Genomic DNA, 14,292 nt, shown 5'->3' on the forward strand with positions numbered 1-14,292 from the left:
GAAAGAATTTGTACACTCTTTTAAATAGCAATAGAAGTGCAATGGTTGCACAACAAAGAAAATTAGATACTATATCTAATAACTTAGCAAATGTAAATACAACTGGATATAAAAAATTAAAAGCTCAATTTTCCGATTTATATCAAGACACTTTAGAGCGTCAAGGATATCCTACTACTGATGGTGCAGAAAATCTGAACTATGGTACAGGGGTGAAAATAGGAAAAGCAGTAAGACAAGTAACTCAAGGAAGTTTAGTAGAAACCGGCAATAATAGTGATTTAGCTATAGATGGACAAGGATTCTTTAAAATATATATGGCAGATAATACTGCAGCATATACAAGATCCGGAAGCTTTAAAGTAGATTCTACTGGAGTTTTAGTTGATGGAAATGGAAATAGATTAAGTGTAGTAGATAGAAATGGAAATGAAGTAAATTATCCTAATGGAAGAATGAGACTTACAAATGAAAATTTTGTTATTGATAAAAATGGAGTATTATATAGAGAAGAAAAGGGTAATTTTATAGAAGTAGGAAGTATTAAAACATATAATTCAATAGGAGATACTTCTTTACTTTCAGTAGGAGAAAGTTTATTTGTACCTGGAGAAGGTACTACTATGTATGAGACAAGGAATAGAAATATTCAACAAGGTTATTTAGAGAATTCAAACGTCAATGTAGCTGAAGAAATGTCAGATATGATATTAACTCAAAGAGCATTTCAATTAAGCTCAACAGGACTTAAAACTACTGATGAAATGTGGGGACTAGTAAATAGCTTAAGATAGTTAATTTAGAAGAATTAGCATATATAATAAATAAGAACATATAATTTAAAATCCACCTTAAGAGAAGAATAACTTATTTCTTAAGGTGGATTTTTATTAAAATATTCAGAAAATATGTTGATTTTTTAAATTTCAAATAATATAATAGTGTCTGTAAGATATGTAATAATACGTTATTTATTAAAATTAAATAGTTTAAATAAATAGAGGAGCGAGTAGATGGTAATATATATTTGGAAAAGTAACTTTTCAAAATATATATGAAGGATTTTTACATGCCGAAAGGATATACTTTTAAGTATAATACTTGGGGATAAAAAGCAAATTTTCTATCACTGTCATAAAAGATTATGATGTGCTATTTATGTAATGAAAATATGAAATTTTTCGTGCATCTATAGCCCGTTGTATATAATAAGAATTATTTAGGCACTGAAATTTCAGTGCCTTTTTGGTGTTTGTTTTCTAATGTTAAACTTCTGCTCAGTGAAAAAATTTATAGATAAGGTTATAAGATATATAAATTTAAAAGATATTATTTATAAATATAATAGATTAATAATTACTAGTTTATTATACCTTATTCTAAAAGGGGCATGTCCTACATATAATGTATAAACATATACACAATTGAGAATTAAAATGGAAATTACTTCAAAACAAGCTAATTTATTTAAAGGTAATTTTTAAAGTATATGAATAAAAGAACTTTTAGGAAAGAATTTTCTACAAGGGTAGTATTAAAAAATAAAATAATTAATATAATAAGTGCTTAATATAAAAGTTTTATTGAGGTATATTAAAAAACAAATAATCAGTATATTTGCCTAATTTCATCATACTGAACTGTTAGAATTTTATGATGGCCTGAGCTATCATGAAACCTATTCATAGTCTTAGGTAAAGCTATAGGCCATATTTTCGGCTGATTATTTTCGTTTATATGCTTTTAAGTGTAAATTAAAATAATTTTTAAAACTATCTATCATCTAATATGGAGTTTAAGAATAAAGAAATGGAGGAATTTTAATGGCAGTAGGATATATTTTTGGATGTTTAATTAGCATTATTTTATGGGGATTCGATAGAGAAAAGGCATTTTACAAATTTAATCAATTCATTCATAAAAAAATAAAATCTAGATTATGGATACAATGTTTTTATATAGTATTAATATTAATAATAGCTTATTTATTTTATTTGATGAAATATGAAGAGCTTTATAATGCACTTACTGCATTTATTGTAATTGAGATTAGTAATACAGAAAGAAAAGCTCTTATTCCCGAAAATCCTGATAAGAGACATTTTTATGACAGCATGTCAATAATCTCATCTGCACTAGTATATGGGTTTATTGGTCCACTATTCTATATATTAATTTTTAATAACGGCATAGCTATTGCATTTACATTAATTCATTATATTTCTTATAGTAACGATTTTAAAATCTTTAATATTTTAGAAAAATATTTATCCATAATACCAACAATTATTGCTTCAATAATTCTTTACATTATTTATATACCTAGAAATAAGACTATAAAAATTGATTTTAAAGGCGATTTTTTTACTAATATGGTGTCTAGACCTATGCTAAATGTGTATATTTTGGCTGCTTATATTGAATCAGTTAATTTTTATTATCATGTAAATAATAATAACGTGCATTATTTAAAATCTTATGGTGTTTATTCTAAAAAGATAGATGATAATTCTGTGAAAGACTATTTATCTATTACTTATAGTATTTGTATTGTATCATTTGTAATATTTTGGGTTCATCAAAGCCAAGTTTTACTTAAATTAATAGCTTAAAATGATGCAAAATTGATTATTCATGACGATATCTTGGAATATTATTTATTGCAATTTTAATCGACTGTACAATATTTGATAATGGAAACCAATTTGGATTTTGTGGCTAATGTTGTTCGCTGTTACAATTATTAAATAAAAAATAATAAAAAGGCGTAATATACGCCTTTTTTATTTCATTTGACTTATAGCATCTGTTAAAGGAGGAATAACCTGTTTCTTTCTAGATACTACTCCATCTAGATATACAGCATCATCCTTTAATGTTGAACTAAATGCTTTTATAAATAAATCCTTATTTCCAGCCACTAAGAATAATGAACCACCATTAAAAATATCAGTTATCATTAAAGTAATCATTTCAAGATCATTTGTAGAAACTATGTTATTCATAAGTTTTAATAAGTCTTCTTTTAAATCGTTAAAGCCCTCAATATAAGTTGTTGTAACTTGAGCTACACCAATCTTTATATCTCCTATAGTAAAAGTTTTAAAATCTTGATAGAAAAGTTCTTTAGCAGATTTTCCTTCAAGAGATGTAGCAGCTTTAAACATTTGCTTAGCAAAATCTTCAATATCAATATCAGCTATTTGAGCTAATCTCTTAAGTATTATTTCATCAACTAATGTAGCCGTTGGAGATTTTAATAATAATGTATCAGAAATTATTGCGCCACATAATACCCCAGCAATTTTCTTGCTTGGTCTAATGCCATTTTCAAAGAATATTGATGCAACAATAGTTGAAGTACTTCCAACAGGTTCATTTCTAAAATATATTGGAAGTCCAGTTTGAATATCTGCAATTCTATGATGATCTATTATTTCAAGAACTTCTGCATCCTCTATACCATCAACAGATTGAGCTTTTTCATTATGATCTAATAGTATAACTTTCTTTCTTCTTTGATTGATTAAATGATAACGAGATACACTTCCAATTACTTTATTGTTTTCATCTAATACAGGATAGCTTCTATATCTTGTTTCAAGCATAATATCTTTTATTTCATCAACAAAATCAACAGTATCAAAGCTTATTAAATTATTTTTAGTCATTACATGACTAATTGGAATGCTCTGAGTTATTAATCTTGAAGTTGTAAAGGTATCATATGGAGTAGAAATTATAGTACATCCAACTTTTCTAGCCTTATCAATAATTCCTTCTAAAGGCTCTTTATTTCCTGTTATTATCATTAAAGAAACTTTTCTATCAACAACACAATGTTGTAGTTCCTCTCTATCTCCACAGATTACAATATCGCCTTCTTCAATTATAGTTTTTGCTATATCTGGAGACATATTAGCTACTGCAATCTTGCCCTTTAGTACTACATCTTCTTCATGTAAGTATTCAACTTTTGCAGACAGAGTATCTAATATATTTTCTAGCTTGGTGTTACTTTTAGCTAATATATAGTTATCCCAAATATCTAGATAACTAGAAGCTAGATTAGAAACAGAAGCAATACCAATTAGTCTATCGTTTTCATCTACTACTGGTAAAGTTTTAACATTGTTTTTTTTCATTATGCTCCAAGCCATCTTTAATGATATATCTGGAGAAATTGGAGCTACAGTATCTATATCTAAATCTGATACTTGAGTTCTTACTGTTTTTATAAGTTTTGGGGCTTCAACACCAAAATAGTCCAATATAAACTTGGTTTCATTATTTAGTTCTCCTAGCCTAATTGCCATAGCAGGAGTTTTTTGAGTTTTACTTTTAAATTCTGCATAGGCTAGTGCAGAACAAATGGAATCTGAATCTGGATTTCTATGTCCTGTAATGTAAATTATATTTTTCAAATGCGCTACCTCCTTAAATAGAATTCCATAAATAAAAGAGTTACTATATGTATTTTATAGCTATAATCCATGTCTGTAAAGGAAAAAATTTAGTATTGTATATTTTTTCATATACTAGTAGGCTCGTACATATATTTTAGAGTAAGATAGTTGTTATTAAATATATAAACTTTAACTTGTACATTGCAGTTTAATTTAATAAGAATTCACAATGTAATATTAACAATTAATGATGAAATTATTTTTTTAAGATATTTAGTTGAAAAACTCTCATGTCTGCTGAGAATTCACATAATTGTTCATCGTTAATTATCAATTTTCTATTAATGTGAATTCAAATAATTCAATAATACAATTATATGAATGCATAGATTAAATTTGAAATTAGTCTATCTATAATATTGTATATTGTTTTAGGTTATTTATCGTTTAAAAGAAAAGGGGGAATAAAAGTGTATGATAAAGATGTTAGAGGACTTACTAATGATGAAGTAGAAAAAAAGCTAAGACAATTTGGGTTGAATGTTTTACAAAGTAAGGAACAAGTATCGGTAATTAAAATATTTTTATCTCAATTTAATGATTTTATAATTTGGGTTTTAATTGGTGCTACTATAATTTCAGGAATTATGGGAGATAGTGCAGATGCTATAACTATAATAATAATAATATTTATGAATGCTATATTGGGGTTTGTACAAGAATATAAAACAGAAAAATCGTTAGAGGCATTGAAAGAATTAGCTTCACCTACTGCTAAGGTAGTTAGAAACGGCAAAATACAAGTTATAAATTCTATGTATTTAGTTCCAGGCGATTTAGTGATACTTGAGAGTGGAGATAGGGTTCCAGCAGATTGTTTATTAGTTGAAGATAATAATTTAATGGTAGATGAATCCTTATTAACCGGTGAATCAGTAGGGGTTTATAAAAATGCTAACGATAGAAGTAATAATGATATTTATATGGGAACTATTGTATTAACAGGAAAGGGCAGAGCAAAGGTATTATCAACAGGAATGAGTACAGAAATGGGGAAAATAGCTAATATGCTTGATAATATTGATAGTGAAAAATCTCCATTGAAGGAAAGGCTAGATTCACTAGGAAAAATATTAGTGGTGCTCTGTTTAGTAATCTGTACTTTAGTAACTGTACTAGGGATTGTAAGAGGACAAGATCCTTATAATATGTTCTTATCAGGTGTTACATTAGCAGTTGCAGCGATTCCAGAGGGCTTAGCAGCTATTGTAACAGTAGCACTAGCTTTAGGCGTATCAAGAATGTTAAATAGAAAGGCGTTAATTAGAAAGTTGCCTGCTGTTGAAACGCTAGGCTGCACCTCTGTAATTTGTAGTGATAAAACTGGTACTCTTACAGAAAATAAAATGACAGTAAAAAGTCTATATTTTAATAACAATATTTATAGCATAGGAGAGTTTGGAAGCAATCCAAATTTGATGTTAAAAAAAGCTTTTACCTATTGTAATGATTGTAATTATAATTTTGATGGTATCACATTAGAGAAGACCTTATTTGGAGACCCTACGGAGACAGCACTTATAACAGCATTTTTTAATAGCGGAAAGGAAATACAAAATTTTATATATAAAGGTAAAAGAATATATGAAAACCCCTTCAATTCTACAAGAAAAATGATGTCTGTTATCATAGAGGAAAACGGTAAAAATACTTGTTATGTTAAAGGAGCACCAGAAAGGGTAATTGAAAGATGTAGCCACATTTTAGTAAACGGTAAAGTAGAGCCTTTTACATACAGTCATAAACAAAATGTAGAAAAGGCAATTGATAAAATGTCTTATAAAGCGTTAAGATGCATTGCTGCTGCTTATAAAGAAAATAATATAGTAAAAAGTGAAGCATTAGAACAAGACTTAATATTTATAGGTATAGCAGGAATTATTGATCCTCCTAGAAAAGAAGTTAAGGATGCAGTATTAAAATGTAAAGTTGCAGGAATTAAGCCTATAATGATAACTGGTGATCATAAAAATACTGCTTTTGCAATAGGTAAAGAAATAGAGATATGCAAAAGTATTAATGAAGTTATTACAGGGGCGGAGCTAGACAAAATTTCTGATAAAGAACTTCAAAAAAATATAAATAAGTATAAGATATTTGCTAGAGTAAGTCCAAAGCATAAATTAAGAATAGTAAAGGCTTTTAAAAAAGAAGGAGTTATTGTTGCTATGACAGGAGATGGGGTTAATGATGCTCCCGCTGTTAAAGAAGCAGATATAGGAATTGCAATGGGCATATCAGGGACAGATGTTACTAAAGAAGCAGCTTCAATGATTTTACTAGATGATAATTTTGCTACAATTGTTTCTGCCGTAGAAGAAGGAAGAGTTATATACGATAATATAAGAAAATTTATAAGATATTTGTTATCATGTAATTTAGGAGAAGTATTAACAATGTTTTTGGCTTCATTATTTTATCTTGATGTACCCTTACTTCCAATTCAAATATTATTTGTAAATTTAGTAACAGATGGGTTACCAGCTATTGCACTTGGTGTTGATCCAGCGGACAAAGATATTATGCTACAACCACCTAGAGCAAAAAATGAAAGTGTATTTTCAAGAGGGCTAAAGGAAAAAATTCTTTTAAGAGGTACTTTAATTGGAGTTTGTACTGTACTAGCATTTATAATAGGAAAATACTATAATATGAGTTTAGAGACTTGTAGAACCATGGCATTAGGTACATTGATAACTTCACAACTAATACACGTGTTTGAATGCAGATCAGAAAGATATTCGCTATTTGAAATAAATCCTTTTACTAACTTATATTTATTAGGTGCAGTAGCTTTATCTATGATATCTTTAATTTCAATTATTTATATACCGATATTTCAAACTATATTCCACACTTCTTCATTACAATTAGGCCAATGGTTAATTATAATTTTCTTCTCAAGTATAATTTCTTTTATAAATAGCTTATATATATTCTTATCTCATAAAAAATAGAAAAACTGTGGACAGTGTGTCCACAGTTTTAAATTTATCACATATACAATGAATAGTATATGTTTCTATTTAAATCTTCTATCAGCTCTTACCCTTTGAGGTTTAGGCATTTTACCCTCAGTAGGAACCAACTCCGCTTTATTTGTCATGTTGATTAAATTTATTATAGAAATAGATTCTTTGGTATTTTTATTCTTTTTACTCTTTTTAGGCTTTAGTCCTTGAATTATAACAGAGTGACCTTGAGTTACAGGTATAAATTGTGGTTTTTTAAACCATTTTCTTTTCTTATAGACACAAGTAAAAACATTTTTTGCTGCATCAGGTTTTAATACTATAGTAACTGTTATCCAGTTTAATATTCCAAGAAAACTTTTAGTTTCAGGTTTGATAGAGAGAACTCTACCTTGTAATTGTGTAAGTCTATCACCATATTTATTTAAATATGCATTAGTATAGCTTTGAGCTAGTTTGTCTTTAAATCCCATAAAAATAACTCCTTTTCAATGATATATATAATTCCAATTATAAGCACTATGACTTATTAATAACAATAATGAATAAAAACATTATATATTAACTTTCAATAATTAACAAGACTTTATCAATGGAGAATTGAAAATTGACAATTGATAATTAAGGATGAAATTATTTCTAGTAAAATAATTTCTTTAATTGATTTCTAACTAGCAATATAATTGCTAGTTATTTTGTGGCGAACACTATTCGCCGCTGCAGTAAAAAGTTACTCTGTAATTTAAAAAGAGAATCAATTTTAAATTTCTCAGTTTCCACTGAGAAATATCCATAATTGTCTACTGTCAATAGTCAATTCTCAATTATATATATTAGTATACTATACTTTTTTTATTTAATTCATAACTCATAAATCATCATTATCTATTGTTTTAAGGATTATGGTAAAAAGTTAATAAATTTGTTCCAAAAAACCATTTATAAGAATATTAATATAATAAGTGATTTTTACGGGAGGATAGTTATGAAGAGAAAGTTGACTCCAAAGGAAGTTATATATAATTTTGAATTTGGTGGTATCAACTCTAAGAGAGATAAATGTATATTACCACAATATTCAGAAGCATATAAAAAGATAAAAACCGCCCTTGAGATAGATAAAGAAGGATATAATGTATATTTAGTTGATGATTATTCCATGGATAAGGTTAAAACAATTATAGAATATATTGAAAATGTGCTTAAGGATAGAGATAAGCCTGATGATATATGTTATGTAGTTAAAAATGATGAAAAAAAGCCAATACCTATATTTGTAAGCAATAGTTTAGGAAAAAAATTCAAAGCTACCTTAGAAGAAATACAAAGTAGTTTAATAGAATATACTTTTGAATTTTATAATAATTCTATAAGTAAAGAAAAAGAAAAGCTTGTAGACACAATTCAAAAGAAACGAAATGAAATTATAAATAATTTAATTATTATATCTAAAAGTAGTGGATTTGAAATTAAATCAAATGATGGAGGATTCACTTTTATACCATTAAATGATGGTAGAGAAATGACGGAAGAAGAATATGAAGATTTAGATTCAGATAAAAAAGATTTGATGATATCTAAGGTAAATGAACTTAAACTTAAAGCTAAGGAAATTTTGGAAGAACTGAAGCTTATGGAAGTAAATGAACTAGAGAAAATAAAGGGTATTATGCATGATTATTTAAATGAAAAATTAGAAGATAAAAGAGAAGAATATAAAAAAGTTTTTTATAGAGATACTGAAGTAATAGAATATTTAGAATATGTATGTGATAGCATAGTAACATATTTAATTGACAACTATAGTATTAACTATGATGATGATGAAGATAAAATAAATGAAATAATTTATAAATATATGATAAATGTAATAGTGGATAATAGTGAACAAAATTCTCCTCCAGTGATTTTTGAAGAAGACCCTAATTTAAATAATCTTCTTGGAAGTATTGAATACGAAAATCACAATGGCATATATGTTTCTGACGTTTCTCTTATAAAAGCAGGAAGTTTAATAAAAGCAAATGGAGGATGTTTAATTTTAAGAGTAAATAATCTACTAAGTAATTCACAGGCTTATTATTATTTGAAAAAAGCACTTTTAAGTGAAAAAGTAGATTTAGATTATAATAAAGGATATTTAGAACTTTTAGCTCTTAGCGGATTAAAGCCTAAGCCAATTAATATTAGACAGAAGGTTATATTGATTGGTGATTATGAAACTTATGATTTACTTTATACTCATGATGAAGATTTTAAGAAAATATTTAAAATGAGAACAGAATATAATCCAATATTAGATATAGATAAGAATGTAAAAGGGGCATTAATTAGTGAAATAAATAGTTTTTCATCAGAAAATAATATAAGGACACTGACGGATGAAGCTATTAAACAAATAGCTAAATGTTTATCGAGAAAGGCAGAAAATAAAAATAAAATTTATTTTGAAAGTTATGAACTAAACAATTTAATCTTACTTGCTAATAATAAAGTAAAAGAAGAAAATAGAAATACCATTGATGGAAAAGATATTATTGATATCGCCTATGAAGAGGAGCTTATTGAAAAAGAAATTTTACAAAGTTATGAGGAAGGTAAAACTTTAATTGAAGTTACAGATAGCAAAGTAGGTCAAGTAAATGGACTTTCTGTTATAGATACAGGATATGTAAGCTTTGGGAAACCTATAAAAATAACCTGCATATGTTATAAAGGAGAGGGTAATATAATTGATGCTCAAAGAGACAGCAATTTAAGTGGAAAAATTCATAATAAGGCATTAAGTATATTAAAAGGTTATATTAGTACTTTAAATGGAGGTTATACAAAATTACCAGTAGACTTACATTTAAGCTTTGAACAAATTTATGGAATTGTTAATGGCGACAGTGCTTCTATAGCAGAAGTAATATGTATGTTATCTTCTATAAGTAAGATTCCAATAAGGCAAAATATTGCTGTGACAGGATCCATAAATCAATTTGGGGAAGTTCAGCCTATAGGTGGAGTAAATCAGAAAATTGAGGGCTTTTTTAAGGTCTGTAAATCTATAGATACTATAGAAAATAAGGGGGTATTAATACCTGCCTCTAATAAAGAGGATTTAGTATTATGTGAAGAAGTTGAAATGGCAATAAAAGAAGGAAAGTTTTCTATTTATACAATGAAGTCTGTAGAAGATGCTGTAAGAGTTTTATTAGATAAGCCAGCAATAAACTTTGATAAAGTTACTAAAGCAATAAACAAGGAGATTGAAAAATATAATGATAAGAATAATATCCAAGATAAAGATGGAGATAAAACTAAAGGAATCAAAGGTAAAATTATTAATGAGGAGAATGCCTAATTTAAAAGAGGTAGTTCCGGAAACCATTAATGCGGGTTTAGCAAAGGTAGATAAAAAGGTAGATTTAAAAAAGATTAATAAAAAAATAAAAAAATCAATAAAAAAAATCATGGAATAAGTTTTATTCAATAGAGGATTAGTTTTTGATAATTGATTATTAAAGAGGTTTCAGGTAAATAGCATAAATCAATTTCTTTTAAAACTATTAGCAAAGTATATTATATTAAAAATAATAATAACCCTTAGTTTACTAAAATTTTATTTTGTAAATTAAGGGTTTTATTATTTTATCTAAAAATTAATTATTCATTATCAATGACTAGTTAATTTAACTATACATTAAATCTAAAGTTTACAACATCTCCGTCTTGCATTACATAGTCTTTACCTTCTAATCTAAAATAGCCTTTTTCTTTTGCAGCTACTTCAGAACCACATTCGACTAGCTTATCATAAGAAACAATTTCAGCTCTTATAAAACCTCTTTCAATATCACTATGGATTTTGCCAGCAGCTTGAGGTGCTTTTGTTCCTAATTTTATAGTCCAAGCTCTAACCTCTTGAACACCAGCAGTTAAAAAGCTCATAAGTCCTAATAATTTATAACTTGCTCTTATAAGTTTATCTAGTCCTGACTCTTCAAGCCCATATTCAGATAATAAATCTTTTTTCTCTTCATCATCAAGAGTAGATAATTCTTCCTCTAATCTAGCACAAACCACTATAACTTGGGAATTTTCACTAGCTGCATATTGTTGAACTTTTTTTACTAAATCATTCTCAATATTTCCTGACATTAAATCATCTTCACTGATATTACAAGCATATAATACAGGCTTAGAAGTTATTAAAAATAATCCTTTTATGAATTCATCCTCATCCTCAGTGACTTCTAAAGTTCTAACAGGTTTATTTTCTTCTAAGTGTTTTTTTATTCTTTCCATTAGAGCGTATTCAATTTTAGCGGTTTTATCTCCAGAACGAACAAGTTTTAGAGATTTTTCCATTCTTCTATCTAAAACTTCAAGATCAGAAAAAATAAGTTCTAAGTTAATAGTTTCAATATCTCTTATTGGATCAACAGATCCATCAACGTGAACTATATTGTCATCTTCAAAACATCTAACTACATGTACTATTGAGGAAACTTCTCTTATATGAGATAAGAATTTGTTTCCAAGACCCTCTCCTTTGCTAGCACCTTTTACAAGACCAGCTATATCATAAAATTCAATAGCAGTGTGAACTTTTCTTTTAGTGTTATACATTTTTTCAAGCACGTCTAATCTTTTATCTGGTACACTAACCACTCCTACGTTTGGCTCAATTGTACAGAATGGATAGTTTGCAGATTCTGCGCCAGCCTTAGTGATAGCATTAAAAAGAGTGCTTTTTCCTACATTTGGTAATCCTACTATTCCTAATTTCATATATATTTTCTTTCCTTTCTCTTCTCTTCCTGTATATTATAAAATGCAAATTGAGTTTTAATTTTATTTCATATATCTTAATATAAAGTTTTTATAGTTTCTCTTATAGTTTTTCCAAAACCTTAATATTTAAATTTAGATATTCAATTTACAATTTAATATAAATATATAATTACTTTTTAGATTATTATAATACACAATAATTTTACAAATATATATCTATATTATGACAAATAATTTTTTAAAAACTCAAATAAATTCTTTTAAATTATACTCTACAACAGAATATATTTCAACAATTGTAGGGAAAACTAGGTTTTACAAAAAGTTTTATTATTATGGTGAGTTTAAAAGAAAATAATATTTTTCTAGAAAGAATTGTAATTTAATGTAACAGCATAAAGTGAGAGATTTCAACATTTTCAAAGCATTTTAAGAGAAAATTAAGAAAAAACACCAAATATTCTCTAAAAAAGGATTATAAAAAAATCCACCTTTTTGAAGGAATTTTTATGTACTCATAGAATAATTTATGTTATAAATATTTAATAGAGTTTAAATTTTATACAAAGGAAGAAAATAATGATAAACTACCTTAATAAGTATAGTAATAATTTATTGAAGGAGACTTTAAAATGGACTTTAAACATATTTCAGTATTATTAGAAGAATGTATAGATGCGCTTAACATTAAAGAAGACGGTATTTATGTAGATTGTACCTTAGGTGGTGCAGGCCATTCTAATGAAATACTTAAGAAATTATCAAGTAAAGGAAGATTAATTGGTATAGACCAAGATTTAGATGCTTTAAATGCAGCTAAGAAAAGATTAGAGAATTATGAAAATGTTACTTTCGTTCACAATAATTTTTATAATATAAAAGAAATATTAGAAGAATTAAAAATTGAAAAAATTGATGGAGTTCTTATGGATTTAGGTGTATCTTCCTATCAGTTAGATGAAGCTGAAAGAGGTTTTAGTTATATGAAAGATGCTCCTTTAGATATGAGAATGAATAGAGAAAATAGTTTTTCTGCATATAACGTAGTTAATGATTATAGTGAAGAAGAACTTTCAGATGTTATAAAAAGTTTTGGGGAAGAAAAGTTTGCAAAGAGAATATCAAATTTTATAGTTAATAGAAGACCTATTAATACTACTTTAGAACTATCTAATATAATAACAGCAGCTATTCCAGCAAAATTTAGAAGAGAAGGAGGTCATCCTGCTAAAAGAACCTTTCAAGCTATAAGAATAGAAGTTAATAAAGAATTAACTATATTAAATAAAACTATTGAAGATGCAGTTGAATCCTTAAATAAAGAGGGAAGAATTGCAATAATTACTTTTCATTCCTTAGAAGATAGAATTGTTAAAAATAAATTTAAAGAATTACAAGATCCATGTACTTGCCCTAAAGAATTACCTATGTGTGTTTGTGGAAAGACACCAACAGTTAAGTTAATAAGTAAAAAACCTATTGAACCTTCTTTAGAAGAGAAAAATTTAAATTCAAGAAGCAAAAGTGCAAAGCTCAGAGTGGCTGAGAAAATTTAGTTCTAAAAATACTATGGGGGTAGTAAAATGTTAGTAGAAAAAGATAAAAATGTGGTAAGTGGCAATACAGTTTTAAAACCTAAGATTACTTCTGTGCCTAAGAGGCAGGAAGATAAAAAACATTCACATAAAACTAAAATAGAAAAGAAACAAATTCTTAAAAGAAGATTAAAGCTTATAAGAAATATAGGACTTAGCTTTGTAGTGGCAATTGTAATTTTATTTAGATATTCTTCTATATATAAAACACAGGGGGATATTATTAAGAAGCAAGAAGAAATATATAATATCCGTGAACAAAATGAAAGTATGAGAGTTGAGCTTATCAAATTTAACAATTTAAAATATATAGAAGAAGTAGCTACAACTAAACTAAAAATGAAAAAACCTAATGCTGGAGTTGCTATATATTGCAATTTAGAGCAGGTTGAAGTACCCCATGGTGAAAAAGTCGTTGAAGAATCTAAGGAAGGTTTTTTTGAAAAAATCAAAAATATTTTATTTTAACAGTAAGAT

Annotated in this window: 10 protein-coding genes and 1 riboswitch; of the genes, 7 read left to right on the top strand and 3 right to left on the bottom strand. The window is 27.0% G+C overall.

The window, feature by feature from the left end:
• Nucleotides 1–8 precede the first annotated feature (8 nt).
• Together ACY1IQ_RS18255 and ACY1IQ_RS18260 are read left to right on the top strand one after the other, a co-directional pair.
• Complete coding sequence (locus ACY1IQ_RS18255; RefSeq protein ID WP_461615325.1) at nucleotides 9–794, top strand: flagellar hook-basal body complex protein; 786 nt, start codon at nucleotides 9–11, stop codon at nucleotides 792–794.
• A 196-nt stretch (nucleotides 795–990) separates the two neighbouring features.
• Nucleotides 991–1,163: riboswitch (Lysine riboswitch) on the top strand.
• A gap of 660 nt (nucleotides 1,164–1,823) precedes the next feature.
• Nucleotides 1,824–2,612: a hypothetical protein gene (locus tag ACY1IQ_RS18260; RefSeq protein WP_461615326.1), complete on the top strand. Its 789-nt coding sequence runs from the start codon at nucleotides 1,824–1,826 to the stop codon at nucleotides 2,610–2,612.
• 171 nt (nucleotides 2,613–2,783) lie between these two features.
• Here ACY1IQ_RS18260 and ACY1IQ_RS18265 read toward each other — a convergent pair whose 3' ends face one another.
• Nucleotides 2,784–4,424 (bottom strand): putative manganese-dependent inorganic diphosphatase, encoded by a 1,641-nt coding sequence (locus ACY1IQ_RS18265; protein ID WP_461615327.1) that lies wholly within the window; start codon nucleotides 4,422–4,424, stop codon nucleotides 2,784–2,786.
• Nucleotides 4,425–4,876: 452 nt separating this feature from the next.
• Between ACY1IQ_RS18265 and ACY1IQ_RS18270 the strand changes: the two genes are divergently transcribed.
• Nucleotides 4,877–7,423 (top strand): calcium-translocating P-type ATPase, SERCA-type, encoded by a 2,547-nt coding sequence (locus tag ACY1IQ_RS18270; protein ID WP_461615328.1) that lies wholly within the window; start codon nucleotides 4,877–4,879, stop codon nucleotides 7,421–7,423.
• Nucleotides 7,424–7,488: 65 nt separating this feature from the next.
• Here the strand turns inward: ACY1IQ_RS18270 and ACY1IQ_RS18275 are convergent, their stop codons facing one another.
• Nucleotides 7,489–7,911 carry a hypothetical protein gene (locus ACY1IQ_RS18275; RefSeq protein ID WP_461615329.1) on the bottom strand — a complete coding sequence of 141 codons (423 nt, stop codon included), beginning with the start codon at nucleotides 7,909–7,911 and terminating at the stop codon, nucleotides 7,489–7,491.
• A gap of 512 nt (nucleotides 7,912–8,423) precedes the next feature.
• On the opposite strand from ACY1IQ_RS18275, the gene ACY1IQ_RS18280 reads away from it, so the two are divergent.
• Both ACY1IQ_RS18280 and ACY1IQ_RS18285 read left to right on the top strand, forming a co-directional pair.
• Nucleotides 8,424–10,787: an AAA family ATPase gene (locus tag ACY1IQ_RS18280; RefSeq protein ID WP_461615330.1), complete on the top strand. Its 2,364-nt coding sequence runs from the start codon at nucleotides 8,424–8,426 to the stop codon at nucleotides 10,785–10,787.
• Nucleotides 10,780–10,905, top strand: a complete 126-nt coding sequence (locus ACY1IQ_RS18285; protein WP_461615331.1) for a hypothetical protein — start codon at nucleotides 10,780–10,782, stop codon at nucleotides 10,903–10,905. The genes ACY1IQ_RS18280 and ACY1IQ_RS18285 overlap by 8 nt, the downstream gene beginning before the upstream one ends.
• Before the next feature lie 214 nt (nucleotides 10,906–11,119).
• Here ACY1IQ_RS18285 and ychF read toward each other — a convergent pair whose 3' ends face one another.
• Nucleotides 11,120–12,217, bottom strand: coding sequence for a redox-regulated ATPase YchF (ychF, locus tag ACY1IQ_RS18290; RefSeq protein WP_461615332.1), 1,098 nt, complete (start codon nucleotides 12,215–12,217; stop codon nucleotides 11,120–11,122).
• A gap of 635 nt (nucleotides 12,218–12,852) precedes the next feature.
• Between ychF and rsmH the strand changes: the two genes are divergently transcribed.
• Nucleotides 12,853–13,776: a 16S rRNA (cytosine(1402)-N(4))-methyltransferase RsmH gene (gene rsmH, locus ACY1IQ_RS18295; RefSeq protein ID WP_461615333.1), complete on the top strand. Its 924-nt coding sequence runs from the start codon at nucleotides 12,853–12,855 to the stop codon at nucleotides 13,774–13,776.
• 27 nt (nucleotides 13,777–13,803) lie between these two features.
• Nucleotides 13,804–14,283, top strand: a complete 480-nt coding sequence (locus ACY1IQ_RS18300; RefSeq protein ID WP_461615334.1) for a septum formation initiator family protein — start codon at nucleotides 13,804–13,806, stop codon at nucleotides 14,281–14,283.
• Nucleotides 14,284–14,292: the final 9 nt, after the last annotated feature.

The sequence above is a fragment of the Clostridium sp. Marseille-QA1073 genome, assembly GCF_054863625.1.

Excerpts from the sequence above, each read along its gene's own strand:
- ACY1IQ_RS18260 (WP_461615326.1), top strand. The coding sequence starts at position 1,824 with ATGGCAGTAGGATATATTTTTGGATGTTTAATTAGCATTATTTTATGG.
- ACY1IQ_RS18275 (WP_461615329.1), bottom strand. The coding sequence starts at position 7,911 with ATGGGATTTAAAGACAAACTAGCTCAAAGCTATACTAATGCATATTTA.
- ACY1IQ_RS18280 (WP_461615330.1), top strand. The coding sequence starts at position 8,424 with ATGAAGAGAAAGTTGACTCCAAAGGAAGTTATATATAATTTTGAATTT.
- ACY1IQ_RS18285 (WP_461615331.1), top strand. The coding sequence starts at position 10,780 with ATGCCTAATTTAAAAGAGGTAGTTCCGGAAACCATTAATGCGGGTTTA.
- ychF (WP_461615332.1), bottom strand. The coding sequence starts at position 12,217 with ATGAAATTAGGAATAGTAGGATTACCAAATGTAGGAAAAAGCACTCTT.
- rsmH (WP_461615333.1), top strand. The coding sequence starts at position 12,853 with ATGGACTTTAAACATATTTCAGTATTATTAGAAGAATGTATAGATGCG.
- ACY1IQ_RS18300 (WP_461615334.1), top strand. The coding sequence starts at position 13,804 with ATGTTAGTAGAAAAAGATAAAAATGTGGTAAGTGGCAATACAGTTTTA.